At 69.4% G+C, this 26,409-nt stretch carries 26 protein-coding genes; 16 read left to right on the plus strand and 10 right to left on the minus strand.

Translation table 11 applies throughout. The annotated features are described in order from the left end of the window. The first annotated feature begins 135 nt into the window (after positions 1-135). From D7X96_RS17055 to sthA, 4 genes are all read left to right on the plus strand, one after another. On the plus strand, positions 136-882 hold the full coding sequence (locus D7X96_RS17055) for an RNA methyltransferase (RefSeq protein ID WP_121770210.1): 747 nt from the start codon (positions 136-138) through the stop codon (positions 880-882). 85 nt (positions 883-967) lie between these two features. Further along, complete coding sequence (locus tag D7X96_RS17060; RefSeq protein ID WP_370450127.1) at positions 968-1,195, plus strand: hypothetical protein; 228 nt, start codon at positions 968-970, stop codon at positions 1,193-1,195. Positions 1,196-1,240: 45 nt separating this feature from the next. After that, positions 1,241-2,035: a pseudouridine synthase gene (locus tag D7X96_RS17065; protein ID WP_121770211.1), complete on the plus strand. Its 795-nt coding sequence runs from the start codon at positions 1,241-1,243 to the stop codon at positions 2,033-2,035. Between the two features lie 44 nt (positions 2,036-2,079). Then, positions 2,080-3,483, plus strand: a complete 1,404-nt coding sequence (gene sthA, locus D7X96_RS17070; RefSeq protein WP_121770212.1) for a Si-specific NAD(P)(+) transhydrogenase — start codon at positions 2,080-2,082, stop codon at positions 3,481-3,483. A 15-nt stretch (positions 3,484-3,498) separates the two neighbouring features. Here sthA and encD read toward each other — a convergent pair whose 3' ends face one another. Together encD and D7X96_RS17080 are read right to left on the minus strand one after the other, a co-directional pair. Further along, complete coding sequence (gene encD / locus D7X96_RS17075) at positions 3,499-3,828, minus strand: encapsulin nanocompartment cargo ferric reductase EncD (protein WP_121724430.1); 330 nt, start codon at positions 3,826-3,828, stop codon at positions 3,499-3,501. 11 nt (positions 3,829-3,839) lie between these two features. Beyond that, a complete protein-coding gene (locus D7X96_RS17080) occupies positions 3,840-4,202 on the minus strand; it encodes a nuclear transport factor 2 family protein (protein WP_120548854.1) in 363 nt (120 codons plus the stop codon). Positions 4,203-4,358: 156 nt separating this feature from the next. Between D7X96_RS17080 and fusA the strand changes: the two genes are divergently transcribed. From fusA to D7X96_RS17095, 3 genes are all read left to right on the plus strand, one after another. Beyond that, on the plus strand, positions 4,359-6,476 hold the full coding sequence (gene fusA, locus D7X96_RS17085; protein ID WP_121770213.1) for an elongation factor G: 2,118 nt from the start codon (positions 4,359-4,361) through the stop codon (positions 6,474-6,476). Between the two features lie 105 nt (positions 6,477-6,581). Beyond that, a complete protein-coding gene (locus D7X96_RS17090) occupies positions 6,582-8,519 on the plus strand; it encodes an ABC-F family ATP-binding cassette domain-containing protein (RefSeq protein ID WP_120548852.1) in 1,938 nt (645 codons plus the stop codon). Between the two features lie 110 nt (positions 8,520-8,629). Next, positions 8,630-9,544 (plus strand): flagellar motor protein MotB, encoded by a 915-nt coding sequence (locus tag D7X96_RS17095; protein ID WP_120548851.1) that lies wholly within the window; start codon positions 8,630-8,632, stop codon positions 9,542-9,544. An 8-nt stretch (positions 9,545-9,552) separates the two neighbouring features. Here D7X96_RS17095 and D7X96_RS17100 read toward each other — a convergent pair whose 3' ends face one another. The 3 genes from D7X96_RS17100 to D7X96_RS17110 form a co-directional block, all read right to left on the minus strand. Beyond that, the gene (locus tag D7X96_RS17100; RefSeq protein ID WP_121770214.1) at positions 9,553-11,448 is read right to left on the minus strand and encodes an OPT family oligopeptide transporter; all 1,896 of its coding nucleotides are present in this window, start codon (positions 11,446-11,448) and stop codon (positions 9,553-9,555) included. 69 nt (positions 11,449-11,517) lie between these two features. After that, positions 11,518-12,000 carry an FKBP-type peptidyl-prolyl cis-trans isomerase gene (locus D7X96_RS17105; RefSeq protein WP_120548849.1) on the minus strand — a complete coding sequence of 161 codons (483 nt, stop codon included), beginning with the start codon at positions 11,998-12,000 and terminating at the stop codon, positions 11,518-11,520. 75 nt (positions 12,001-12,075) lie between these two features. Then, positions 12,076-13,353 (minus strand): dicarboxylate/amino acid:cation symporter, encoded by a 1,278-nt coding sequence (locus D7X96_RS17110; RefSeq protein ID WP_120548848.1) that lies wholly within the window; start codon positions 13,351-13,353, stop codon positions 12,076-12,078. Positions 13,354-13,424: 71 nt separating this feature from the next. Here D7X96_RS17110 and D7X96_RS17115 point away from each other — a divergent pair, with 71 nt between their 5' ends. Beyond that, positions 13,425-14,063, plus strand: a complete 639-nt coding sequence (locus D7X96_RS17115) for a 2OG-Fe(II) oxygenase (RefSeq protein WP_120548863.1) — start codon at positions 13,425-13,427, stop codon at positions 14,061-14,063. Here D7X96_RS17115 and D7X96_RS17120 read toward each other — a convergent pair. Then, positions 14,042-14,815, minus strand: coding sequence for a DNA-methyltransferase (locus tag D7X96_RS17120; protein WP_120548862.1), 774 nt, complete (start codon positions 14,813-14,815; stop codon positions 14,042-14,044). The two genes, D7X96_RS17115 and D7X96_RS17120, sit on opposite strands and share 22 nt — an antisense overlap. A gap of 72 nt (positions 14,816-14,887) precedes the next feature. Between D7X96_RS17120 and D7X96_RS17125 the strand changes: the two genes are divergently transcribed. The 4 genes from D7X96_RS17125 to D7X96_RS17140 all read left to right on the plus strand — a co-directional run bounded on the left by D7X96_RS17125 (position 14,888) and on the right by D7X96_RS17140 (position 18,316). Beyond that, on the plus strand, positions 14,888-15,664 hold the full coding sequence (locus tag D7X96_RS17125; protein WP_147468329.1) for a hypothetical protein: 777 nt from the start codon (positions 14,888-14,890) through the stop codon (positions 15,662-15,664). Beyond that, on the plus strand, positions 15,664-16,563 hold the full coding sequence (locus D7X96_RS17130; RefSeq protein ID WP_121770215.1) for a type VI immunity family protein: 900 nt from the start codon (positions 15,664-15,666) through the stop codon (positions 16,561-16,563). The genes D7X96_RS17125 and D7X96_RS17130 overlap by 1 nt, the downstream gene beginning before the upstream one ends. Positions 16,564-16,640: 77 nt before the next feature. Beyond that, positions 16,641-17,417: a hypothetical protein gene (locus D7X96_RS17135; RefSeq protein ID WP_147468330.1), complete on the plus strand. Its 777-nt coding sequence runs from the start codon at positions 16,641-16,643 to the stop codon at positions 17,415-17,417. Further along, positions 17,417-18,316 carry a type VI immunity family protein gene (locus D7X96_RS17140; protein WP_121770217.1) on the plus strand — a complete coding sequence of 300 codons (900 nt, stop codon included), beginning with the start codon at positions 17,417-17,419 and terminating at the stop codon, positions 18,314-18,316. Before D7X96_RS17135 ends, D7X96_RS17140 begins: the two co-directional genes overlap by 1 nt. Before the next feature lie 14 nt (positions 18,317-18,330). On the opposite strand, the gene D7X96_RS17145 is transcribed toward D7X96_RS17140, so the two are convergent. The 4 genes from D7X96_RS17145 to D7X96_RS17160 all read right to left on the minus strand — a co-directional run bounded on the left by D7X96_RS17145 (position 18,331) and on the right by D7X96_RS17160 (position 24,012). Then, a complete protein-coding gene (locus tag D7X96_RS17145) occupies positions 18,331-19,239 on the minus strand; it encodes a DUF2381 family protein (RefSeq protein ID WP_121770218.1) in 909 nt (302 codons plus the stop codon). A gap of 119 nt (positions 19,240-19,358) precedes the next feature. Next, entirely contained in the window at positions 19,359-21,236 is a 1,878-nt protein-coding gene (locus D7X96_RS17150) for a serine/threonine protein kinase (RefSeq protein WP_120548842.1), read from the minus strand. Between the two features lie 380 nt (positions 21,237-21,616). Next, entirely contained in the window at positions 21,617-22,765 is a 1,149-nt protein-coding gene (locus tag D7X96_RS17155) for a TfuA-like protein (protein WP_120548861.1), read from the minus strand. 77 nt (positions 22,766-22,842) lie between these two features. Further along, positions 22,843-24,012 carry a YcaO-like family protein gene (locus D7X96_RS17160; protein ID WP_244219618.1) on the minus strand — a complete coding sequence of 390 codons (1,170 nt, stop codon included), beginning with the start codon at positions 24,010-24,012 and terminating at the stop codon, positions 22,843-22,845. A gap of 104 nt (positions 24,013-24,116) precedes the next feature. Here D7X96_RS17160 and D7X96_RS17165 point away from each other — a divergent pair, with 104 nt between their 5' ends. The 4 genes from D7X96_RS17165 (at position 24,117) to D7X96_RS17180 (ending at position 26,352) form a co-directional block, all read left to right on the plus strand. Continuing rightward, positions 24,117-24,578 carry a peroxiredoxin gene (locus D7X96_RS17165; RefSeq protein WP_121770220.1) on the plus strand — a complete coding sequence of 154 codons (462 nt, stop codon included), beginning with the start codon at positions 24,117-24,119 and terminating at the stop codon, positions 24,576-24,578. Between the two features lie 162 nt (positions 24,579-24,740). Continuing rightward, complete coding sequence (locus D7X96_RS17170) at positions 24,741-25,313, plus strand: RNA polymerase sigma factor (RefSeq protein ID WP_121770225.1); 573 nt, start codon at positions 24,741-24,743, stop codon at positions 25,311-25,313. After that, on the plus strand, positions 25,313-25,858 hold the full coding sequence (locus D7X96_RS17175; RefSeq protein WP_120548839.1) for a zf-HC2 domain-containing protein: 546 nt from the start codon (positions 25,313-25,315) through the stop codon (positions 25,856-25,858). Before D7X96_RS17170 ends, D7X96_RS17175 begins: the two co-directional genes overlap by 1 nt. A gap of 5 nt (positions 25,859-25,863) precedes the next feature. After that, positions 25,864-26,352 carry a hypothetical protein gene (locus D7X96_RS17180; RefSeq protein ID WP_121723718.1) on the plus strand — a complete coding sequence of 163 codons (489 nt, stop codon included), beginning with the start codon at positions 25,864-25,866 and terminating at the stop codon, positions 26,350-26,352. Positions 26,353-26,409: the final 57 nt, after the last annotated feature.

Here is a 26,409-nt window from a genome sequence, read left to right on the forward strand (position 1 = left end):
GTCCGGGCAGCCACACTCACGGGTGGCCTCCGGACGCTCGGGACGCGGGATTTCGCTGCGCAGACTGGCGGTGAGACACCGGCGCGGTCAACTGGGGTCCCTGCGACGCGCACCGGGGCGGTAGGGTGCGCCGCCATGGTGCTGCCCGTCCGATTCGTCCTCATGCGCCCGCGCAACGCGGAGAACCTGGGCGCCGCCGCCCGCGCCCTGAAGAACTGCGGCCTGTCCGACTGGGCCTGGGTGACTCCAGAGGTCGAGGACCTGGGCCCCGCCCACCGGCTCGCGGTGCACGCCGAGGACGTGCTGGGTGGGGTGAAGCGGCCGGACTCGCTGGACGCGGCGGTGTCCGACTGCGTCTGGGTGGTGGGTACCAGCTCTCGCAAGGTCGAGGGCAAGCGCCGCCTGTCTCCCAGGGCCGTGGGCGAGGAGCTGGTGGCGCGCGCGAAGCAGGGGCCGGTGGCGCTCGTCTTCGGGGACGAGCGAAGCGGCCTCACCAACGCGGAGGTGGAGCGCTGCCACGACCTGTCCGCGGTGCCCACCGCGCCGGAGCAGCCCTCCATCAACCTGGCGCAGGCGGTGCTGCTCTACGCCTACGAGGTCCGCATGGCGCACCTCGCGGACAGCGCGCCGCCGCCGGGCCCCCTGCCCCTGGCCGCCACGGACGCGGAGCTCGCCCGCGTGGAGGCGACGCTGGAGGCGCTGCTCACCACGGGCGGCTTCCTGGTGGACGAAAAGCCCGGGCGCACGGCGGTGAGGGATCTGGTGGCCCCGCTGCGCCGCTCGCGCCTCACGCGCAACGAGGCCCGCCTCTGGCTGGCCGCGCTGCACACCGTGCGCAAGCACTTCCCCGTCGACGGCGGGCCGCCCCCGGACGAGACCTGAGCAGGCAGGGGTTCACGCTCCCCCCCGCTGCGCCATGCCCGCGCGTCGCTACCTTTTCGGGAACCCCGACGGAAAGGAGACCTGCGTGAACCACATGCCCTATGAGTCGATGATCGTGGGAGGCAGCGAGCCCGGCCCTGGCCGTCAGGAGCCATTCCACGACGACACCTACGAGGAGCCCGGGCGCACGCCCGGGACGGCGGAGGATGGCGGGCTGGAAGAGGAGCCCCACCGCATGGCGGACGGCGCCGAGCCGGGCCCGACGCCAGGCTCCGCCGAGGGCGAGGACCCCGACGAACCGGTCCGCCGCTAACTGAAGCGCACGCCGCCGCCCGAGCGCGGCTACAGTGCCGCGCCCATGGCTCGCAAGTCCGAACGGCCCCCCAAGACCCCGCCCCGCCCCAACCGCTGGGAGGGCAAGGAGAAGCCGGACTGGCTGTCGCGCGCCCTGGCCCGCGCGGGCGCCATGCCCCAGGAAGAGGCGGACGCCGCCATCAAGGCCGGCCGGGTGACGGTCAATGGCCGCGTGGCCACCACGCCCCTGACGCCCGTGCCGCCCGGCGCCGTCCTCAAGGTGGACGGCCTGCCGGTGCGCAAGGAGGCCCCCACGCACGTGCTGGCCTTCCACAAGCCCGCGGGCGTGCTGACCTCCACCGCGCGCCAGCACCGCACCGGCACGGTGTTCGAGCTGCTCCTGCCCCAGCTGCCCCTGGAGTTGAACCGCTTCACCTGGCACGCCGTGGGCCGGCTGGACGTGGACACCACGGGCCTGTTGCTCTTCACCAACGACGACAAGCTGGTGGCCCACTGCACGTCCCCGGACACGAACCTGCCCAAGCGCTACGTGGCCACGGTGTTCAGCACCGCGGACGACGCGAAGGTGGAGCCCCTGCGCCAGGGCATGACGCTGGATGACGGCCCCGCCCGCCCCGCCGTCGTGCGCGTGCGCGACGAGCACACGGTGGAGGTCACGCTCACCGAAGGCCGCCACCACCAGGTGAAGCGCATGCTGGGCGCCGTGGGTCTGCCCGCCCGCGCGCTCCACCGGGAGGCGGTGGGCGAAATCGATCTGGCCGACATCCCCGAGGGCGGCTTCCGGCTGCTCACCGAGGAGGAGGTCCGCGAGAAGCTGCATTACAGCGGCCGGGAGTGATTCGCGGTGCCCTGGCCCCCCGGGGTGGGGTTAGGGTGGGGTCCATGGCGGACTTCGACCTGGTGGTCATCGGCTCAGGCCCCGCGGGGGAATGGGGCGCGGTGCAGGCCTCGCTCGCGGGGAAGCGGGTGGCGGTGGTGGAGCGGGAGCCGGTGCTCGGCGGCACCGCGGCCAACACCGGCACCCTTCCCTCCAAGACGCTGCGCGAGACGGCGCTGCACCTCTCCGGCTTCAAGGCGCGCGGCCTCTACAGCGTGGACGCGACGCTGCGCCACGAGGCCACCGTCTCCGACTTCCTCTTCCGCGAGCGCCGCGTGAAGCAGATGGAGCGCGAGCGCATCCACAAGAACCTCCAGCGCCACGGCGTGACGGTGTTCCAGGGCGCCGGCGGCTTCGTGGACGCGCACACCGTCGCGGTGAAGCGCGACGGCGCGGAGGTCGCCCGGCTCACCGCCGGCACCGTCCTCATCGCCACCGGGTCCACGCCCTACCGGCCGCCGCTGTACCCCTTCGGCGATCCGCGCGTGCACGACTCGGATGAAATCCTGGACATCACCACCCTGCCCCAGACGCTGGTGGTGGTGGGCGGCGGCGTCATCGGCTGCGAGTACGCGTGCATGTTCGCCGCGCTGGGCATCCCGGTGACGCTGGTGGAGGTGAAGAACGACCTGCTCAGCTTCCTGGACGCGGAGGTGGGGCAGCTGTTGCGCGACTGCATGGAGACGCTGGGCGTCCGGCTGCGCCTGGGCCAGACGGTGGAGTCCGCGCACGTGCCGGAGTCCCACTCGGAGCCCATCCGCCTGAAGCTGTCCACCGGCGAGGTGCTGGAGGCGGATCAGGTGCTGGTCGCCTCCGGCCGCACCGCCAACACCGCGGGCCTGGGCATCGAGGCGCTGGGCGTGAAGCAGGGCAAGCGCGGCCAGATCGAGGTGGGGCTCGCGTACCAGACGGCCGTCCCGCACATCTACGCGGTGGGGGACGTCATCGGCTTTCCCGCCCTGGCTTCCACGTCCATGGAGCAGGCCCGCATCGCCGTGGAGCACGCGTTCGGCCCGGGCAAGCGCACGCTCACGCCCATCCTGCCCTACGGCATCTACACCATCCCGGAGGTGTCCATGGCCGGCGACACGGAGGAGTCCCTGCGCGCGCGCAGCATCCCCTACGTCGTGGGCCGCGCCACCTTCGACACCAATCCGCGCGGGCAGATCATCGGGGAGAGGCAGGGCCTGTTGAAGCTGCTCTTCCACCGCGACGACATGAAGCTCTTGGGCGTGCACGTGCTGGGCGAGCAGGCCTCGGAGCTGGTGCACGTGGGGCTCACCGCGCTGCTCACCGGCGCCACCGCCCAGCTCTTCGTGGAGACCTGCTTCAACTACCCGACGCTGTCGGAGGCCTACAAGGCCGCCACCTACGACGCGCTGGATCAGGTCCGCGTGAGCAGCGCCTGATCCACCGGGGACTCGCTAGCGCGAGTCCTTGAGGCTGCCCACCGTGAGGCCCGACTCGCGGGGGGCCACCCGGCTCACCCCGTCCGAGGACACCCGGGCCAGCGGGGGCGCGGCGGCGGGCGCCGGGGCCCTGGACGGAGCCGGCGCCGGCTTGGAGCCGCCCCGCTGCCCCGGAGCGCCCTGGAGCAGCGAGCGGATGCGCTCCCAGCGGACCTTCTCCTCCGCCACCAGCCGCACCAGCTCCTCGCGGGCGGAGGCGTCCGGCAGATCCGCCGCGGCCGCCGCCACCTTGTCCATGAAGGGCAGCAGGTATCCGAAGTCCCGGTCGAAATTGGGGGTCGCCATGGGTGGGCACCTTAGCCGTGGTAGACGCGTGACGCGACGATGCGCCCGCCCTTCACCTCCAGCACCTCCGCCACCGGCAGGGGGGCCTCGTTGGGGGCATGGCGCAGGTACTCCATGAACACCCGGTCCCCGTCCGCCGTGAGGGCCGTCTCCTCGTAGCGCAGGCCCGGCAGCCGGGCGATGGCGTCCCTCCACCACCGCTCCAGGGCCGGCCGGCCCACCAGGCGCCCGCCCGTCTCCGGGTGCAGGACGCGAATCTTGGGCGAGGTGTGTGTTGCATCCTCCGCGTAGAGCGAAACCAGGGCGGTGACGTCGTGGGCGTTGAAGGCCTTGAGCCAGGCTCGGGCCAGGGAGAAGTTTTCGCTCGCGCTCATTGTTATGAGACCTCAGTCGGAACAGGGCGGCGCAACGTAGGCGGATGTACGCCCAACGTCATGCGGATTTGTCTGGTAACTGGGTCCTGTGGGAAGTAAGGGCCCCGCCTGCTCTGTTCCCTCAGGCAATTTTTTCAATCGAAGAAGGACCGGATCGTGGCCTCCAACGTACCCATCGAGAAGATTCGTAACATCGGTATCTCCGCCCACATCGACTCGGGCAAGACGACGCTGTCCGAGCGCATCCTGTTCTACACGGGCAAGATCCACGAGATCCACGAGGTCCGCGGCAAGGACGGCGTGGGCGCGGTCATGGACTCGATGGACCTGGAGCGTGAGAAGGGCATCACGATCCAGTCCGCCGCCACGTACGCGATGTGGGGCGAGTACAACATCAACCTGATCGACACGCCCGGACACGTGGACTTCACCATCGAGGTGGAGCGTGCGCTCCGCGTGCTCGATGGCGCCATCCTGGTGCTCTGCTCCGTGTCGGGCGTGCAGTCGCAGTCCATCACGGTGGACCGCCAGATGAAGCGCTACAAGGTTCCGCGCATCGCGTTCATCAACAAGATGGACCGCTCTGGCGCGAACTACGATCGCGTCGCCGCGCAGCTGAAGGAGAAGCTGGGCCACCACGCGGTGAAGCTCCAGTACCCCATCGGCGCGGAGGACCGCTTCCAGGGCCTCATCGACCTGCTCTCGATGAAGGCGTTCTACTTCGACGGCGAGAACGGCGAGCACATTCGCGAGGAGGCCATCCCGGCGGACATGCTGGACGAGGCCAAGCTGCGCCGTGACGAGATGATCGAGGGCATCGCCAACGTCGACGACGAGCTGGGCGAGGCCTTCCTCATGGACCCGGCCTCCATCACCGAGGAGCAGCTGCGCGTCGCCGTGCGCCGCGCCACCATCGCGCTGAAGATGACGCCGGTGATGTGCGGCTCCGCGTACAAGAACAAGGGCGTGCAGCTGCTGCTCAACGCGGTGTGCAGCTACCTGCCCAACCCCAAGGAAGCGACCAACGAGGCGCTCGACCAGAAGAACAACGAGGCCAAGGTCATCCTGGAGTCGGACCCGACCAAGCCCTTCGTCGGTCTGGCGTTCAAGCTGGAAGACGGCCGCTACGGCCAGCTCACCTACATGCGCATCTACCAGGGCAAGGTGAGCAAGGGTGACTTCATCATCAACCAGGTGAACCAGAAGAAGGTCAAGGTTCCGCGCATCGTCCGCATGCACTCGTCGGAAATGCACGACGTCAACGAGGCCACGGCCGGCGACATCGTCGCGCTGTTCGGCATCGAGTGCGCCTCCGGCGACACGTTCACCGACGGCACCGTGCAGTACACGATGACGTCCATGTTCGTGCCGGACGCCGTGATTTCGCTGGCGGTGACGCCGAAGAACCGCGACACGCTGGCGAACTTCTCCAAGGCGCTCAACCGCTTCCACAAGGAAGACCCCACCTTCCGCGTGCGCCGTGACGAAGAGTCCGCGCAGACCATCATCAGCGGCATGGGCGAGCTCCACCTGGAGATCTACATCGAGCGCATGAAGCGCGAGTACAACTGCGAGGTGGTCGCCGGTAAGCCGCAGGTGGCGTACCGCGAGACCATCTCCCAGAAGGGCGAGTTCGCGTACACGCACAAGAAGCAGACCGGTGGTTCGGGTCAGTTCGCGCGCGTGTGCGGCTACGTGGAGCCCCTGCCCGCGGACGCGGTGCAGCAGTACGAGTTCGTGGACGACATCGTCGGTGGCTCCATCCCGCGCGAGTTCATCCCCGCGTGCGACAAGGGCTTCCAGGAGGCCGTGAAGAAGGGCAGCCTCATCGGCTTCCCCGTGGTGGGCCTGCGCGTGGTCATCAACGACGGCGCGTTCCACGCGGTGGACTCGTCCGAAATGGCGTTCAAGACGGCCGCCATCATGGGCTTCCGCGAGGGCTACGCCGCCGCCAAGCCGGTCATCCTCGAGCCGATCATGAAGGTGGAGGTCACGGCTCCGGAAGACTTCCAGGGTTCCGTCGTCGGCCAGCTGAACCAGCGCCGCGGCACCATCCTGGAGACGGGCACGGCCGAGGGCTACGTCACGGCCGTGGCGGAAGTGCCGCTGAACACGATGTTCGGCTACTCCACCGACCTGCGCTCCGCGACCCAGGGCAAGGGCGAGTTCACGATGGAGTTCGCCAAGTACCTGCCGGTCCCCCGCAACGAGGCGGAGGCCCTGATGGCGCAGTACAAGGAGAAGCAGGCCGCGGAGCAGGCTGCCCGCAAGTAGTCCGGGTGCCCACGCCGCACTGGCTGTAGGAAGGGCGCTCCCCGCTTCAGGTGGGGGGGCGCCCTTTCGCTTTTCCCCTCTCCCCCTTTCGAAAGGTTCCATCCCGTGACGCTGCTTCGCGCCGCCAACGTCCAGCTCGCCTTCGGCAGCCGCACCGTCTTCGAGGGCCTCACCTTCACCATCGAGGAGGGCGAGCGCGTGGGCCTGGTGGGCGTCAACGGCTCCGGCAAGTCGTCGCTGATGAAGATATTGGCCGGCGCGGCGAAGGCGGACCTGGGGGAGCTGCAGCTGCGCCGGGGCGCGCGCGTCACCTACCTGCCCCAGGAGCCGGAGTTCCCCGAAGGCGCCACCGTGCAGAGCGAGCTGGCCGTGTCCCAGGCGCCGCTGAAGGACGCGCTGGACGCGCACACGGAGCTGTCGCGCCGGCTGGAGGCGGACCCCGCGAACGCCACCCCGAAGATGCTGGAGCAGCTGTCCGCGCTGAGCGACCGCATTGATCAGGCGGGCGGCTGGGACACGGAGCACCACGCGAAGACGCTGTTGGACCGGCTGGGCGTGAAGGACTGGGACCGGCCGGTGGCGCAGCTGTCCGGCGGCCTGCGCAAGCGCGTGGCCATTGCCCGGGCGCTGCTCACGCGTCCGGACCTGCTGCTGCTGGACGAGCCCACCAACCACCTGGACGCGGACACCGTGGACTGGCTGGAGGACGAGCTGGACAAGCTGCCCGGGGCGCTGCTGCTCGTCACGCACGACCGCTACTTCCTGGACGACCTCGTCGACCGCATCGTCGAAATCCAGCCCGGCGGCGGCCTCATCTCCTACCCCGGCAACTACGCGGCCTACGTGGAGCAGAAGCTCGTGGCCCAGGAGAACGCGGAGGTCGCGGAGCACAAGCGCGGGCGCTGGATTGCGCAGGAGGTGGCGTGGCTGCGCAAGGGCCCGGAGGCGCGGCGCACCAAGAGCAAGGCGCGCATCGAGCGGGCGCAGAAGCTGCTGGCGGAGAAGGGCTTCCAGCGCCCCAAGGTGGCGGACTTGAAGGTGGTGGCGGCGCCACGGCTGGGCCACACCGTGATTGAAGCGGAAGGGCTGAAGAAGTCCTTCGGGGACCGCAAGGTGCTGGACGGCGTGGACTTCCGGCTCCAGCGCGGCGAGCGCGTGGGCTTCCTGGGGCCCAACGGCGTGGGCAAGACGACCTTCCTGCGCGTGCTGCTGGGAGAGATTCCCGCGGACAGCGGCAAGCTCGTCATCGGGAAGAACACGAAGGTCGCCTACTACGATCAGCAGCGCGCCCAGCTGGACCCGGAGCAGACGGTGTACGACGCGGCCTCCAACGGCGAGGACCACGTGGAGCTGGCGGACCGGAAGGTGGCCCTGCGCGACTACCTGGAGGACCTGCTCTTCCCGGTGCCCATGCAGCGCATGAAGGTGGGCGCGCTGTCCGGCGGCGAGCGCAACCGGCTGCTCCTGGCGCGGCTCTTCTTGGAAGGCGCCAACGTGCTGGTGCTGGACGAGCCCACCAACGACCTGGACATCGTCACCCTCAACATCCTGGAGCGGCTGCTCCTGGACTTCGCGGGCAGCACCCTGCTGGTGACGCACGACCGGTACTTCCTCGACAAGGTGGCCACCGCCATCCTCTCCTTCGACGGCCAGGGCAAGGTCACCCGCTACGAGGGCAACTACGACATGTACAAGCGGCTGCGCGAGCAGTCGCAGGCCGCCGCCCTCAAGGCCGCCGCGCTCAAGAAGGACGAGCCGAAGAAGGACGAGGCCCGCGAGGAGCCCGCCGCGAAGCCCGCGGCGAAGAAGCCCGGGAAGCTCTCCTACAAGGACCAGCGCGAGCTGGACGGCATGGAGGCCACCATCGAGGCCGCGGAGAAGCGCAAGGCGGAGCTGGAGGCCCAGCTGGCCGACCCCGCCGTCTACAGCAACGGCTCCAAGGTGGCGGAGGTGAACCAGGCGCTGGAGGCCACCACCCAGGAAGTGGATCGGCTCTATACGCGATGGCAGGAATTGCAGGACCTGGCGGCCGGGACGGCCTGAGTTGTCAGGCTTTTGGTGGGGGAAAACACAATCGGCTCCACCTCGTGCATGATTTTCGGGCCGGGGGACTCTGGCTAGTGTTCGCGTCCCTCCGCCTCGGGAGTCGTCACGTGTTCCGTCCGGCCTCGGTCCTCGCCGCTGCCCTGCTGTCCCTCCCCTTCTCCGCCCACGCCCTGGAGAGCGGCCCCAAGCAACCACTGCCCATGTTCGACCTGCAACGGCTCCGCCTGGATCCGTCGGCGCTGGGTTCGCTGGTGGTGGGGACGGGGCGGACGCTGGCGCCCGGGCAGCTGCGTGTGGCGTTGAACTACCACTACGAACAGCTGCCCATGCACTTCCAGACGCGCTGGGAGCCTGGCGCGGGCACGGGCCTGGTGGAGAACAAGATGACCGCCCACCTGACGGTGGGGGTCGGCGTGCTGTCCTGGCTGGACGTGGGCGGTGAGCTGCCCTTCGTCCTGACGCAAGGGGGCAAGCCCACGCTGGAGTACTTCGGGCCGAAGACGGGGGGGCTCGCCACGCCGTGGCTGACGGCCCGGGCGGCCCTCCTGCGTCAGACGAAGGGCGCCCCCTTCAACCTGGCGGTGGGGCTGACCGCGGGACTGCCGGTGGGCAGCCGCGAGGCGCAGGCGCACGAGGACTACGCGTGGCAGCCGCGTCTGCAGCTGGGCTACGTGGGCGAGGGCTTCCAGCTGGGCGGCGAGGCCGGCGTCTTCCTGCGCAAGCGCCAGGACCTGGGCCCCGTGTCCTATGATCCGCACGACATCGCGGGCAATGAGCTGCGCCTGGGCGCCACGGTGACGTCGCTGCACGGCGAGACGACGCGCGGCGAGGTCAGCGTCATCACCGGCGTCCCGCTGGACGGGGGCCGCTGGGGGGCGGAGCTGCTCATCGCCATCCGCCGCCACGCGCTGTCCCGCATGGACCTGTACGTGATGGGCGGCCCGGGCGTGGGCGCGGGGTTCGACACGCCCACCTTCCGCTTCGTCGCGGGCGTGTCCATCGCCACCAGCAAGGTGGACTGACGGCCCCCCTACTTCGCCATGAAGCCGAAGGCCTTCAACATCGCGATGGCGATGCCCAAGAGGCTTTCGCCCGCGATGAAGCCGGAGGAGACGGGCAGCACCGTGTCCTCCGCGAGCTTCGGCTTCAGGCGCTTGAGCAGCGCCGCCAGCGCCGCGCCCACGAAGAGGCTGATGGAGCTGGAGCCGGGGATGACCATGGCCAGCCCCAGGCCGGACGCGGTGGGGATGAAGGCCTTCACCTTCGGATGGGCCCAGCGCTCCAGCAGCACCAGCACGACGCCCAGCAGCGCGCCAACCAGGGCGCCCATGCGCGCGGTGGGGTGCAGCGCGGACATGCCGGAGGCGAGCATCTTCGACACGCCGGCCCACACCATGGAGGCCGGCGCGGGGAACTGCTCGGAGCCCAGCACGTCCGCGGTGGGCACCAGCAGGTTGAAGATGGGCACCACCACCACCGCGCCCGCGGCCACGCCGAACAGCTGCGCGAAGAACTGCTGACGCGGCGAGGCACCCAACAGCCACCCGGACTTGAGGTCCGTGAGCAGGTCCGCCGAGTGCAGCCCCACGCCGCCCGTGGCGTTGGCGCTCATCACGTTGGCGGGGATGTTGCCCGGCGCCAGGCCGCCGAAGATGAGCTGCGTGACGGGGCCCAGCGCCTTGGTGGGCGTGGTGTCCGTCTCACCCGTCACGCGCGACGCGACGACGCCCATCACCACCGCCAGGGGCAGCGCGAGCACGCCCGCCCACCAGGGAATCTGGAACAGCCACGCCATGAGGAAGACGGCCACGGGGCCCAGCAGCGCGAAGCCCAGGGGGAACCAGGCCGGCGGGCACTCGATGTCCGCCAGCGGATCCGCGCCCGCGCCCTCCTGGGGCTTCTTGCCCACCAGCGAGCCCAGCGCCGCGAAGGAGCGCACCACGCTCTTCCACTGGAAGGCGAAGGACAGGAGGCCCGAGGACACCAGCACCGCGGCGCCCGTCCACAGCGACCAGCCGTTGATGGCCTTGTACGTCACCTCCGGGATGACGCCCTGGGTGAACATGGCCGGCGCCAGGAAGCCGTAGTTGAGGATGGCGCCCAGGAGCATGGACCAGCCGGTGCGGAAGTTCACCAGCGCGCCCGCGCCAATGAGCAGCAGGCTGAAGTCGAAGGACAGGGACCACTTGCCCGCCTCGCGGCCCAGGATGGTGAACGGCAGGCTCGCCTTCTCCGGCAGGTTCTTGAGCCAGGTGAAGCGCGCGTCGCGCACCAGCACCAGGAACGCGCCCACCAGCCCCGCGAGGCCCAACAGCCGCGCCTTGTTCCGCGCCGTCTCCCCATGGCCGTGCAGCGCGCGGATGGTCTCCGCGGTGGCGGTGCCCGTGGGGAATGGCAGCGCTTCGATGTTGATGAGCTGGCGCTTGATGGGGATGGCGGCGAAGACGCCCAGCGCGGAGATGACGGCGAACCACAGCATCAGCCAGCCGGAGGACGGCAGCGTGCCGGTGAGCATCAGCAGCGCGGGCACCGCGGCCATGTTGCCGCCGCCCGTCATGTAGCCCGCGGCGGACGCCACGGAGCCCATGGCGTTGTTCTCCAGGTCGGTGAACTCGTTGCTCAAGAGCTTCAGCGAGCGCAGCGTGCCGAACACCGCGAAGGCCAGGATGCACGCGGTGATGGTGACGCCCAGGCTCCAGCCCGTCTTGAGGACGACGTAGAGGTTGGACAGACACATCACCGCGCCAATGAGCATGCCCGCGATGACGGCGCGCACGGTGAGCTGCCGCGCGCCGCCCTGGTAGACGTGCTCCCGCCAGTACAGCTCCGGGTCCATGGCCGCGGAGGCACCGGGCCTGTCAGGAACGGCGCCGGGGTCGGGCGCGGGGACTCGGAGCTGGCTGGGGTTCGGAACGGGAGGAACCATGGGGGGCGCAAGATAGTGCACGCCCCCCGGGGGCACGAAACGCTCCGTGCCCCACGGGTGCAAAAGGCACTACCCGTGCGCGCCGCCCGGGCCGTGCACGTGGCCGTGGGCCAGCTCTTCCTGCGTCGCGTCACGCACTTCGCGCACGGTGACGTCGAAGTGGAGCGTCTTGCCGGCGAGCGGGTGGTTCAGGTCCACCATCACGGAGTCCGGGTTCACGGCGATGATGCGCAGGGGGACGTCGCCGTCCTCCGTCTGGGCCATCAGCGTCCCGCCCACCTGGGGCAGGTAGGTGCCCGGCAGCATGGTGCGGGGGACGCTGCGCACGCCCTCCGGCTTGTGGACGCCGTAGCCCTGCTCCGGGGTCACCACCACCTGCTTGCTCTCTCCCGTGGACAGGCCCTCCAGCGCGCCCTCCAGTCCGGGGACGATCTGCTTGTGCCCGTGCAGATAGGCGAGCGGCTGATTCGGAGCGCTCTGGTCGATGATCTGCCCGTCTCCCAGGTGGAGGCGGTAATCGAGTGCGACGACGCGACCGTTGGCGACTTTCATGCGGCGGATGCTCCTTGGCTCTCGGGAGACGGCGGATGGGACTTCGGTCAAAGGTGGAACCGGGGTGACGCTGCGTCAGGCCACGGGGGACTGTGCCGCCTCCTCGCCGACCGGCCGGTCGGGGGGCTCGCCGCGCGACACGTACACGGCGGCCGCCAGGTCTCCGGTGACGTTGAGCACGGTGCGGCACATGTCCAGGAAGCGGTCCACACCGAGGATGAGGCCCAGCCCCTCCACCGGGATGTTGAACATGCCCAGGATCATCGCGATGACGGGGATGGACCCGGCCGGCACGCCCGCGGTGCCAATGCCCGCCAGCACGCAGATGAACATGATGGTCGCCTGCTGCGTGAGGCCCAGCGGAACGCCATACACCTGCGCGAGGAAGAGGACGGTGACGCCCTCGAAGAGCGCGGTGCCGTTCTGGTTCATCGCGGAGCCGGCGGTGAGCACGAAGCGCGACACGTTGCGCGGCAGCTTGAGGTTCTCCTCCGCGACCTTCAGGGCCGTGGGCAGCGTGGCGCTGGAGGAGGACGTGGAGAAGGCGGTGACGATGGCCAGGCGGCAGGAGCGGAAGAACTCCACCGGGTTGCGTCCGCCCAGGAAGCGCACGGACAGCGAGTACATGACGAACATGTGGATGCTCAAGGCCAGCAGCACCACGCCCACGTACGACGCCAGCTGTCCCAGGATGTGGAAGCCCAGCCGCGCCGTCATGGAGAACAGCAGCGCGCCCACGCCCACCGGGGCCAGCTGGAGCACGCCGTCGATGAGCTTCATCATCACGTCGTAGAGCCCCTGGATGACGTCCTTGAGGCGCTGCGCGGGCTCGCCCGGCGTGAGCGCCAGGCCCAGGCCGAAGATGAGCGAGAAGACGATGAGGCCAATCATGTCCCCGTCCGCCGCGGCCTTCACCGGGTTGGTGGGCACCATGGACAGGAAGAGCGCGCCCGCGGAGGTGTCCCCGGGAGGCGGCGCGGCCTTGATGGCCGTGCCCGTGCGGGCCAGGGCGCGGGCCTCGTCGCTCAAGCCGTCACCGGGCCGGAGCGTGTTGACGAGGAGCAGGCCGATGGCCACGGAGATGACGGAGAAGACGACGGTGTAGCCGAGCGTGCGGGCGCCCAGGCGGCCCACCTGCTTCAGGTCCAGCTCCGCCACGCCCACGACGAGCGCGGCGAACAGGAGCGGCACGACGAGCATCAGGAGCAGGCGGATGAAGATCTGCCCCAGGGGGTTGGTGAGATGCTCGACGGTCCAGGTGAGCCAGTCCGCGCTCCCGAACACGGCATTGCACGCGAGCCCGGCCACCGCGCCGGCGGAAATGCCGAGGAGCATCTTCTGATGGGGCTTCATGAGGGGGCGAAGCCTACCGGTGAAAGGAGGTGGCGCCCACCTCGCGTTCAGGGGAAAGCTGCGGATCCATCGTGGAATCCCTCGTCCAGCTGACCGAGCCCGCCCTGCCCCCTCCCCTCTTCCAGCGGCTCTCCCGCCGCGTGGGAGCGCTCAAGGGGGAGCGCCTGCGCCACACGTACCAGACGACGTTCTGGTACGCCTTCGGGCCGCCAGAGAACGTGGTGGAGGAGGTCATCCACACGCTGCGGCCCCGGGTGACGAAGGGCTGGAAGATCGCCGGGGTGGAGTGGTGGCTGTCGCGGATGCGGGCCACGGACGTGCGGGTGGACTTCCACCAGGACCGGGATGAGCGGCTGGCATTGGCCACGGGGAAGCTGGTGCACCCGGTGCGCTCGTCGGTGTTGTTCCTCAACCGGGTGCGGGGCGGCGCGCTGGCGGTGACGCGGGAGATGCCGTGCGAGGACAACCCGTCGCTCGCGCCGGAGCGGCTGGAGGATTTGACGCTGGTGGCGCCGCGGCCCAACCGGCTGGTGGTGTTCGACGGGACGCTGACGCACGGGGTGCTGGACGCGGAGAACCAGGTGCCGGACGGCAAGCTGCCGGGCCCTTCGCGCGAGCGGCGCACGCTGGTGATGAACTGGTGGGGGCACCGCCCCACGGACGTGCCCACGTGGAGCGAGACGCGCTTCTACCGGGCGCTGGCGAGCTGACGGGCGGTGTCGCGAAGGCGCTGGGTGACGCGCTCGGCCCACTCGGGTTCGACCTCCATGCAGGCGGGGCGGCGGCCCAGGCGCAGGGCGGCGGAGGGCATGGAGCCGCTGCCCGCGAAGGGATCCAGCACGGTGTCGCCGGGGCGGCTCCAGGTGCGGACCAGGGGCTCCAGCACGGAGAAGGGCTTGTGGTGGGGGTGGCCGCCCCAGTGCGCGGCCTCGGCGTCATCGTCGTAGCCGCCGACGACGGCCCACACGGTGGGGGCGTCTCCGGGGGCGAGCGGCGGCGCGGGCGTGCGGGCGATGACGAGGGCGACCTCGTAGACGCGGAGGATCTGCTCGTTGGCGTTCTTGTCGGTGGTGCGCTTGCCCCAGACGTATTCGCCGCGCAGGTGGGTGTAGCCCAGGCCCTTCGCGGCGGTGAGGATGGGCTCCTTGCCCAGGAGGTTGGTCCAGATGATGAGGGGCGCGTCGGGGGTGAGGTGCGCGGTGGCGCGGGTGAGCCAGGCCTCGGAGAAGACGCGGTAGTCGCGCACGGACTCGAAGCGGACGATGGGGTTGCGATCGATCTTCTTGTTCGCGCGAGGGTCGCGCAGGTCCCCGCCCTTGCGGCGCCGGGTGAGCAGGCAATAGGGAGGGTCGGTGTGGAGCAGGGAGGCGCGGGTGTCGCCGAGAGCGGCCCGGTAGCCCTCGGGCTCGCGCGCATCGGCGCGGACGCAGCGCAGGGATTCGGGCGTGAAGTCGGTGGTCATCGTGTGGAGCCGCACCCTACCCGGCATGTGGCGCGGGGGTGCCGGGATTCTGGCACGCTCGGAGGCATGCGGATGCGTCACACGGCGGCCCTGCTGGGCTGGTTGCTGCTCTGCGGGTGCCAGTCCGCAGGCGGCGGACAGGCAAGGCGGGAGTATCAGCAGACGATAGATTCGGGCACGAACGCGTGCCGGACCAACCCCGCGTACTGCGCGGCCATGCCCACCCGAGTCCGCGCCACGGCGCAGGCCGGCGCGTCCGTGGCGGGCGCGCTGAAGGCCATGGACGCGGCGGCACTCGCCCGCCTGCGGGAACTCTTGAAGGAGTGCGCGAACGAGGCGGACTGGGACGTGAACCTGCGGCTCCTTGACGGCAAGACACCGACGGCGAAGCAGTGCCAGGAGCAGGTTGGAACGGATGCATCAGGCAAGCCCATTACCCGGGCCATGCAGTGGGGGCAGGAGAAGCATGCGGTGGCCCTTCGCTGCGTTCAGAAACGCCTTGCTGTCGAAAGGCCCGGCGGTTTCAGCGTAGAGCAGCGGTATCGGTATGACCGCACATCCAGGGCCTTGGAGCTGATCACATCCGCGGAGGAGCAAGCGATGCTCCGTGCAGGACGCACAGGACAACTCCGCGGCACGCTGGTCCCGGATGTCGTCATCCATTCTGGAGATCCACTTCGAGCCGAAGCGGTGTTCGACTTCAAATTTCCCTGTCCTATCGGTGGACGGACGGATTGGCGCCCTTATCCCCAAGGGCACCCATACGAACTCCTTGACCAGGGGCGGCTCTACGCTGAGGCACTTCGAACCATGGTGTTTCGTGTCTCCCCTATCTTGGGGGTCTACTGATGACCAGCAACATTCCATCCATTCGACACGTCGCTGAGACGGGTTCCCTTGTCATCAAGGAAGGGCTCAGCATCTGTTTCTACATGCGTCGTCCCTATCAGGATGTTGCATCAATGGTCGAGGCAGCCGCCGCCGCCTATTTTCGTGCTGTCGGGCCGCATGCATTGACGTCTCACCCTGACGATGAAGGTTATTGGCAGGAGCGCAAGAGTTCCGCGCTGGAATACGTCCAGGAGCAGCTTCGAGAGCAGCGTGCGTCCCATATCCTGCTGACGGATGGGGCCGAAGGCCTTGGTGCCTATCAATTCCTTTACCAGGGCGTTGACCTGGATTCACCAGAGAGCCGCCGCGAACCGGGCCTGCATACCTGCGCGGTTTCCTTCTGGCTTCCTGCATCCCAGAGCAGCGGTTCATTTCGAGAACTTGCTCTTTCCCTGGCGGAACTGCTGCCCTTCAACTCCGGCCATGCCGGGCCGTCCTTCCATGCCTGGCTGGGCATGGAAGACCTCATGCAGCACATGTTTCAACTCGGTCTCCGCTACCCCGGCATGGATGTGCCGGATGAACACAACAACGCCTACTCCGTGGGAGACAAGGTCCAGGGCGTCCACTGGATGAACTTCCTTGGGCCGCCGGTGCTCGAAGCGCTGGGAGGCACCTCCGCGCTGGCGGCACGCCTCCAGACACCTGAGACCTCCGTGCAGGCCCTGGGGGAAGACCGTGCCGTGGTCACCTTGGGATCTGAACCCGACGCGGGTGACACCTCGGAGGGACGCGTGCTTCCAGCTCACCGGGAGTTGGTCCGCATCCTGGAACCCTGGCTCGCGACGCGCGAGGTCTCACGCCGCTACCGTGACAATGATGCCCTACGCAGATGGGAGCGGAGGTTCCTGGATTGAGCAAGGCCATGGAGCCGTCCACTCCTCGGAATGGGCGCGGGGATGCCGGGATTCTGGCACGCTCGGAGGCCATGCGGATGCGTCACACGGCGGCCCTGCTGGGCTGGTTGCTGCTCTGCGGGTGCCAGTCCACAGGCAGCGGACAGGCAAGGCGGGAGTATCAGCAGACGATAGATTCGGGCACGAATGCGTGCCGGACCAACCCCGCGTACTGCGCGGCCATGCCCACTCGAGTCCGCGCCACGGCGCAGGCCGGCGCGTCCGTGGCGGGCGCGCTGAAGGCCATGGACGCGGCGGCACACGCCCGCATGCGGGAGATCATGAAGGAGTGCGCGACACAGGCGGACTGGGACGTGAACCTGCGGCTCCTTGACGGCAAGACGCCGACCACAAAGCAGTGCGAGGAGCAGGTCGGAACGGATGCGGAGGGCAAACCCATCACCCGGGCCATGCAGTGGGGCCGGGAGAAGCACACGGTGGCCCTTCGCTGCGTCCAGGCACGACTGTCCGTTGAGCGGCCCGGGGGCTTCAGTGTGGAACAGCGGTATCGGTATGAGCGGGAGACACGCACACTTGAATTAATCTCCGCCAGTGAAGAGCAAGCGATGCTCCGCACAGGGAGAGCGGGGCGGCTCCGTGGAACGCTTGTCCCCGACGTGGTCATCCATTCCGGCGACCCGCTTCGCGCGGAAGCCAGCTACGACTTCAAGTTTCCCTGCCCTATTGGCAAGGAAAGCTCATGGCGCCAGTACCCCAAGGGGCATCCCTGGCAGGGCCGCCGCCAGGGTGAAATGTATGAAGAGGCCTTGGGCGCCGGTGCCTTCCGCGTCTCACCCATCCTGGGAGTCTATTGATGTCCATGCGTCTGCCCTCTGTCGAAGTGGTTGCCGGACATGGCTCCGTCATCATGAAGGCGGGGCTCAGCATCTGCTTCTACATGCGCCGTTCCCATCGGGAACTGGCCCCCCTGATCTCCCAGGCATTGACGACCTACCTCCGAGCCGTCGGCCGACAAGCACTGACGTGGTACCCCGACCTGGAAGGCGAATGGCGCGCACTGGATGACTCCGCGCTCGAATCAACGCATCGGGAATTGTTGACGCATCCCGTCCCATTCATCCAACTGAGGGACAGCTATGGAAGCCTCGTTGACTATCAATTCCTCTACCGGGGCGTTGACCTGGATTCACCGGAGAGCCGCCGCGCACCGGGCCTGCATACCTGCGCGGTTTCCTTCTGGCTTCCCGCATCCCAGAGCAGCGGTTCATTTCGAGAACTTGCTCTTTCCCTGGCGAAACTGCTGCCCTTCAACTCCGGCCATGCCGGGCCGTCCTTCCATGCCTGGCTGGGCATGGAAGACCTCATGCAGCACATGTTTCAACTCGGCCTTCGCTATCCCGGCATGGATGTGCCGGATGAACACAACAACGCATACTCCGTGGGAGACAAGGTCCAGGGCGTCCATTGGATGAACTTCCTCGGACCGCCGGTGCTCGAAGCGGTGGGCGGCACCTCGGTGCTGGCGGCACGCCTCCAGACACCGGGGACCTCCGTGGAGGCTCTGGGGGTAGACCGTGCTGTCGTCACCCTGGGAATTGAACCTGATGCGGGTGACACCGCGGAGGGACGCGTATTACCAGCGCACCGGGAACTGGCCCGCATCCTGGAACCCTGGCTCGCGACGCGCGAGGTCTCACGCCGCTACCGTGACAATGAGGCCCTGCGCAAATGGGAGCGGCGGTTCCTGGACTGAGACAAGCCTCAGGCTCAGGGAAAGCTGATGCCGCTCCACTGCGCTGTCCGGGCGCCATCCACGTCCAAGACCTTCAACTGATAGCCATCAAGGTCCGGGCTTTTCACGTCGAACTCCAGGATCAGCGTTGCCTCGGATTCGCTCGTGATGGGGCCGGGCTGGGCGGGCGGCAGGGACTCCCACTCCTTGCCCTGCCGGTCCACGAGCACTGCCCGGCCAATGGTCCACGGCTTTTTGTCGACCGCCGTCACCCACACCTTCACGGCGCGCCGGCTGCCTGACAAGTACGACGAGCTTTTATTGATGAGCAACGAGCACGGGCGTCTGCAGCTCCATGGCCGTGCCGTGCGCTCAACCGACACGCCGGGGAACCCCGTCGAGTCCATCAAGAGCCCACGAAAACCCGTCTGCTCACGCGTCCCCGCTGCCGGAGAAACGTGCTCCCGTCGCAAGCGCTCCAGCTCCGCGCGCAGTTGCAGTACCTCCTGGCGATACGACTCCGCGGAACGCGCCCGCCGATAGATCTCCACTTGGCGATCCACGGCGCCGGAATCCACGACCAATCGCAATGACAGCCTTGAGGGAAGCGTCGAGCCCGCATCCTTGAAAGGAATGGACAGACTCAAGGTCGTCCCCGGCTGCAAATCATTGGATGGAACAAGTACGAGCACCGAGCTTCCCATGCTCACTCGCGCGAACTGCGCTCGCGACTCCAGACTCACCTGTTCCTGCTGGATATCGGTATCAAAGAGCAGTGTCGTGCTCACCCCAGGCCCGATGCGAATGGGACGCGTTCCCGTGTCCTCCGTCCCCACTTCCATCCGGAGCGTTCCCTCGCGCGCCTCCTTCTCGAAGGGCGAAGCCGCCAGGACATGGGACGACCAGAGAAGAACCGGAAGCACGGCGAACAGACAGGAGGGCACGGTGGGGAGGGCTCCTCGAACTGGGGCAGCAGGGCCTCCCTTCTACCACGGGGCGTTACGCGTGCCCGTCGCGCGACGATGACCCATCCTCCCGAGTAGGCGCCGGCGAGACGAAGTTCCTAGTAAGGCAACGGCATTGGCTCTTGGTAGACGTTGAGGCGCTTGACGGCCTTCACGCCGAAGAGCTGGACCGGGATGTGCCGCACGGTGGCGGTATCCTCCGAGTAGCCATCCTGCCCCTGCGCCCAACCCCACCGGCCGAGGTCGACGTCGTAGAACTCCATGCAGAGGGGGATGACCTGCCCCGTGGGTAGGGTGGCCTCCGTGAAGAGGAGCCGCGTGTTCCCCGGGTTGAACACCGCTCGGCCCCTCATCTTCGTTCCCACCGGCAGTTGTCCGCGCAGTCGCGACGCAAAATGGACGAGGGCTTGGAACGGCCCTTCACGAATCTCCATCTCCCGTTTCTCGTTCTCCTGCAGGTAGACACCTTCGAACGGGATGGTTCCCGCCCGCAAAGCAGTCATGGCCTCCTCGGCTCCCGCCGGGCATGGCTCGCTTTCGTCCTTCCGGGTGTTGGCACTGCCGCCCGCGCAGGACACGCCCACGCAGGCCGCTACGGCCGCTCCAGCGATCTTCCGCATGACGCCGCCATCCGGACGCAGGGGTTTCGTGGGCACGCTCACGGCCTCGGGCGGAGGCGGTTCCACCTCGGCGGCGGCACCCGCATCCGGGGGGGACGCCACCGCGAGCACGGCGGCATCGGGAAGACTCTGGGATGGAGTCACGGACGAACTTCCTTTCTCAGACACAGGCGCTACGGCAGGTGGAGGACGGTCCGGCGTCATTCGCGCCAGCCCGAAAATCAAGAAGCCCAGCAGCAGTGCCCCCAGGCCGAGCAGCGCGCCGGAACGACGACGCCGCTTCGGCTCGACGGCCTCCGCGGGTACTACCGGTCCCGAGGGCGCTGGCTCACGCACTTGCGCCGCCAGCTCCGTGGAGCTTCCCGGGAACTGCGACAGCGACACCACGCCCCGGTCCAGACCGGCCGCGTCCGGATCCGCCGGGACGTCCAGCGAGATCTTCCAGTCCGCGTGGCGCTTGTCCTTGGCCGCGTCCCAGAGCGCCTGCAGCAGCGTCTCCGTCCCCGAGTAGCGATCCTCGGGGCGCTTGGAGAGCAGCCGCATCGCGATGTCCGACAGGCTGGAGGGAACCTTGGGATTGATGTCCTTCGGAGCGCGCGGCACCACCGTCTCGATGGCGGGCAACAACCGCTCGTAGGGCAGGCGCGGGTCGAAGGCGTAGCCGTCCGTCAGGGACTCGTAGAGCAGCGCGCCCAGCGCGTACAGGTCGCCCGGGATGCCCGCGTCGAAGTTCGCTCCCGACTTCCAGGAGCCTTCGCGCAGGAAGGCCACGCACTCCGGTGGCAGCAGATGCGGCGACGCGGGCGCCACGCCCACCGTCAGTGTGGAGGCCCCCGGGATGCGCGCGGTGCCCAGGTCGATGAGGATGGGTCGCTCATCCAGGCGGCGGATGAGCAGGTTGTCCGCCTTGAGGTCGCGGTGGTGCACGCCCCGGCGGTGGAGATCCGCCACCACCCGCACGACCTCCGTGTAGACGGTCAACAGGTGCGCGGCGGAGGGCTTCACCCGCCAGCGCCACTCGTGGAACGTCTCGCCGTCCACGAAGTCGGTGACATGGAAGAAGTAGCCGTCCGGTGGATCCGGCCAGCGATCCACCGCGTGCACTCGCGGCAGGTTGGGATGCGGCGCGCACGCAAGCAGCGCCGCCACCTCTCGCGAGAGCCGCCCGTTGACGTCCTCTTCATCGCTGGCGTGCTGATTCGCCGGACGCAACGCGAGCTTCAGCGCGTAGACATTCCCGCCCCGCTCCACCTTGAAGACCCGGCCAAAGCCTCCCGCTCCCAGCGTCCCGACGATCCGCCAGGGTCCGACGTGGTGGCCGACTTCAAGCTGGTCCGGGTGGAGCGGCGTGGTCATGTCCCTGACTCAAGCCGTGACACAACCTGGCAGGTGGGGACGGCCACAAGGCCTTCCAGGACCGCAGAGGGCGCCTTCCCTGCCACATCCCACCGCAGAGGTCGGATTCCCCGCAATCCGCGAGCGTGCCCGGCCGATGACGGCGCGGACCCACTTGGCGGAACCACCCAGGGAGCGGTGTTCAATGCGGACAACCTCCGGGGTTGACCCTATCTGGCCCTGCGGGGCTGTCACGTTTTTTCGTGACGCAGCAGGAGGTTCGCCCCTGAACAGGCGTCCAACCCGCCAGGCCGCCTGGGGTTCACCGGTGGTTCATGAAACAGGTCTCAACACGTCTGGCGGGGGCTGTCTCGGATTGCGAGGGGGCTTCCCCCCGGCGGCTATTCGCCGTCGTCGGATTCCGCCAGCGCTCGGGCGGCCTGTTCCCACTGGCCTCCGAGGCGGGCTTCGGAAGCCAGGGCCTCGTCCCAGGACGGACCGTCAGGCAGGAGCCGCGATGCGTGGCGCAAGGCCAGGCGCTCCAGTGCCCGCGCTTCGCACAGCCGGCGCAGCTCCACCGCATCAAGGCCGTTGGCGGCGAGGAAGGCGTCCCGGCGCGAGGCTCGGACCTTCCGCTCCTGCCACCACGTAGCCTCTTCCTCGGCGATCTCCTCCTCCGTCGCGGCGAGGCCCAGCGAACGCGCCCAGCCCGCGAGCAACGCCCGGCGCAGGCCTGCCTCCGCCCAGGCCGCCGCGTCGGGCGCGCCGCGCAGCAATTCCATCACGCGCCCGGAGTCCACGGCGCTTGAGCCCACGCGCGTCACGTCCTCCATCAGGCGCCGGCGCCGCACCAGCGACGAAGGATTGCGCCGCACTCCCGGTTGCGTCGGCGGAGCCCGGCTCACGAACTCCGCGCCCGCGCGCACGCACTCCAATGCGTCCCGCCGCTTGAGGTCTTCCACTCCGCCCGCGAACCAGGCGTCCCAGACGGGCCGGGTCCATGCGGGCTCCACGGCCTCGCGGATCCGCGTCCAGGTGCGCTCCTGGTAGAAGATGCCCGCTGCCGCTTCCACCAGGGCCTGGGCTCCGGAGCGATTCAGGACGCGCGCCTTCTGAGCCAGCTCCGCCGCGTGCCGCACGTTCACCAGGGGCACGGTGAGGGGACGCCAGTCGTGCTCGGCGTCCGCATGCAGCAGCGCGACCTCCGAGTCATCCACCGCCACGCCATCGCGATACCAGCCGAAGATGCGGCCCACGCCGACCATGCCGTGCTGGGACAGCTCCGAGGCGCGCAGCGCGCCCATGCTGCCTCCGCCGAACACGGCCACGCCCGCCTCCATCGCCGCGAGCAGTTCGTGGTGCCACACGGAAGGCTGCGCCTCGAAGACACCGTCCACCAGCACCAGTGCGCGCGGCTTGAGCGACAGCGCCCGCCACACGTCTCCTTGCCGCGCTGGAGGCAGCACCGTGCACGGCGCGATCTTCCGCGCCTCCGCCGCGGGCAACGAGGGCCCCAGGAACACCACCAGGTCATCCGGCCGGCGCTTCACGCGAACACCATCACGCGCCGGGCCGCTCGCGGCATCCTCGACCACGCCCCCTGCTTCCTTCACACCCTGCCGCCGCTTCACAGGAGCTCCGACACTTGCATGCCCGGCACCACGACCTTCCACACGTGCAGCCCGGGCACGGGCGCGTCCAGCGCCACTCCCGCCACCTGCTTGAACCCCGCGCCGTCCAGCAACGACAGCACCGTGCGCACCTTCGCCGTCGCGGTCTTCGCGCGCCTGTCCAATGCATCCGGCATCGCGTCCGCTCCTCGACGGGGACGCACCTCCGACAGCGCCTGCGCGAACCCCAGCGACGCTTCACGGTCCGCCGCCGCCACGTCCTCACGGGCTCCGTGGATGTCCGTCAGCCGCGACTGCGCGGCCTCCAGCAACGCCTTCTGCAACGCCTCGTCCCGGTCCATCGCGCACGCGTAGCCGGCCGTGAGCGGCACCGGCCCCTCGTCCACATCCACGAGCACCGCCGCCGCCACCGGCAGCCCCACCCTGCCCCGCGTCCGGGGCGCGGGCGTCACATCGAACAGGTAGGCCTTGAAGCCCCGGGCCCGCAGCGCTTCCGCCAACGCGGCCGTGCGCGGCGCTCCATCCGCCAGAGTCTCCGGCCGCAGCATGCGCCCCACCACGCCCTCCTCCGACCACCCCTCCGGCAATGCCCGCGCCAGCTGGTCCCGCTCCGTGGCCTCCAGCAGCGCGTGCAGCAACGCGGGCTCCGACTCCGGATGCGCCCCGGAGCCGTTCGTCGTCCACGCCACCGACACCGGACCCAGCTCCACCGTGCCCGACGGTGGGCAGTACACACCCTGCGCCGGCACCCAGACCCGTTCGTTCCCGTCCAGCGTCCGCGCCTCGCACCACGCCAGCCGCACCGCCGGCCCCGCGAGCCTCGGCGCCACCACCGCGCCCGCCGACCCCAACGCCTCCACGCCCCACACCGTGTCGCCTGCCCGCTCCAGCTCCGCCTGGGAGCCCCAACGCAGCCGCTCCGGCCGCACCGTCTCCGCCGCCCACAACTCCGCCGTCTCGAAGAGGGCGCCCCGGGCCGCGGCCTCGTAGGTGAGCCCCTTGCCGTTACATACCTGGAGCACGTGTCCACCCGGACGCACCGCGCAGGCGACCTCCACGCCGGTGCGGTCCAGGCCGGTGACCCGGGCGACCCGGGTCACGCCCAGGCCTCGGGCCAGGGCATCGAGAAAGGTGGGGGAGAGGGGGTCCGTCAAGGCAGGCGGCACGGTGGGGTACCTTAGCGGACCCCCGGCGCGGCGCGGCATGGGATGACGGGGAAAACGTGGTAGGGGAAGGACAGCCCCCGCCGTCGGAACGGAGCGCGCATCGAATGATTGCCGTTGGAGAGCTCGCACCCGACTTCGCCGCCACCGACTGCCACGGGCAGCCCGTGCGCTTGTCGGAGCTGCGAGGCCGGCGCGTCGTCCTCTTCTTCTTCCCGCGCGCCTTCACCGTGGGTTGCACCATCGAGAACCGCGCGTTCAGGGACAACCACGAGCGGATCCGCTCCCTGGGAGCGGAGCTCGTCGGCGTCTCCGTGGACACGCTCACCACCCAGTGCGACTTCGCCGAACAGGAGGGCATCCACTTCGCCCTCCTCGGAGACGACGAGCGGCGGATCAGCCGCGCCTGGGGCGTGCTCTGGCCCGTCCTCAACATCGACCGGCGCGTCACCTTCATCATCGGCGCGGACGGCGTCGTCGAACACGTCATCCACCACGAGGTGCGCGTCTACCGCCACCTGGACGACGTGCTGAAGTACCTCCAGAACCACCCCACCGCCTCCGCCTGAGGCCCGCTGCCCGCCCGCCTGCCCGGTTCCGGACGTCTTCCGCACGTCTTGGAGGCGAAATGCGAAGGCGAAATGCGGGCCGGAAAATAACCTTTCGTCCCCTGGAGGGTTGGAGCCCCTGTGAGCGGACGGGTCCTAGGACTGGTGCGGCCCGGTGGGGCCGTGAGCGCTCTCTCGGATGAGGCCCTGTGCGGGGCCTTCCTCGCGGGGGACGCGACGGCGTTCGCCCAGCTCTTCGAGCGGCACCGGGGGCTCGTCTTCTCCCTGATGCGCCGCTACACCGTGGGCGCGGAAGACGCGGCGGACCTGACGCAGCAGGCGTTCCTCCGGGCCCTGGAGGCGTCCCGGCGCGTGTTCGCGCGCTTCACGCCCACCACGCCCACGCCGTTCCGTTCGTGGCTGGTGCGCGTGGCGCTCAACCTGGCCAAGAACCACGCGCGCCAGGGACTTCGCTGGCGGCCGGTGCTGGTGGAGGCCGTGACGGACGACGTGGCGGCGGATCCAGGCGAGGGCGCGGACGCGTCACTGGAGCGCACCCAGCAGGGCCAGAAGGTGCGCCAGGCGGTGCTCGCCCTGCCCCGCCGTCAGCGCGAGGTGCTGACGCTGCGGGTGGACGGCGGACTGCCGTTCAAGGACATCGCGGAGACGCTGGGCATCACGGAGAACAACGCGAAGGTGCAGTTCCACCTCGCGGTGAAACGCTTGAAGGCCGACGTGGCCGGGGAGACGCGGTGATGGGTGCGTGCGTGGAATACGAGGAGCAGGCGAGCCTCCACGCCGCGGAGGCGCTGGAGGGCGAGGAGGCCGCGCGCTTCCAGGCCCACCTGGAGTCCTGCGCGGCCTGCCAGGCGGAGGTGGCCTCCGCGCGCGAACTCCTGGGCCTGGTGGCGCTGCCGCCCCAGACGCCCATGGAGGTGCGCGCGCAGGAGGGCCTGGGCGCACGGACCCTGACGGCCTGGCGGCGGGAGCAGACGCGCCGGGGGATGGGCCGCCGGGCGCTGGGCTCGCTCGCGGCGGTGGCGGCGGTGGTGGCGCTGATGCTGGGCCCGTCCGCGCTGGAGCGCATCAAGGCGCCACGTCCGGTGACGACGCCCGCCGCCGTGCAGTCCGCGAGCGCGCGCGACGACGTGGACGCGGAGACGCTGGCCGCCTTCGAGGCGTGGGCCGGGTTGGATCCGCTGGAGGACGAAGGCTCGGGGTACGGCTTGGACGAGGACCTGTCGTGGGATGGCGACGACGCCGACCTGGATGGGGACTTCGACCTGGGAGAGACACTGTGAAGACGATGAAGCGGATGACCTGGGCGCTCGCGTTCACCCTGCCGGTGATGGCGTTCGCGCAGCCCATGGCGAAGGAGCCGGGAGCGCGCGACACCGAGCGCATGGCCCGCGCCGAGCAGCGGCACCGGCTGCGTCAGGTGCTGGAGCTGGCGGACACGCTGGAGCTGGACAGCGCGCAGGCCCTGAAGATGGATGAGACGCTGCGCCGCTTCGAGGACCGGCGCCGCCCGCTGCGCGAGCAGGTGCGGGACTCGGCGCGCATCCTCCACCTGGCGTCGCGCGGGGACAGCGCGGCCCTGTCGCAGGTGGACGCGGCGGCGCAGAAGGTCTTCGACGCCCGGGCGCAGATCGCCGCGCTGGACCGGGAGCTGTATCAGGCTCTGGCCAAGGACCTGTCCCCGGAGAAGCGCGCGCGGCTGGCCGTGCTCATGGCCCGCTCGGAAGGGATGAAGGGGCTGAAGGCCAAGGGACTGAAGGGACCGCGCGGCGACTGAGCACGCCCCCGCCGGAAGTCGGAGGCGGACAGGCGGGCTCGGGAGGAGCATCCCCGG

Origin of the sequence: Corallococcus interemptor (assembly GCF_003668875.1) — a bacterium.
In the GTDB taxonomy this organism is placed as follows: Bacteria; Myxococcota; Myxococcia; order Myxococcales; family Myxococcaceae; genus Corallococcus; species Corallococcus interemptor.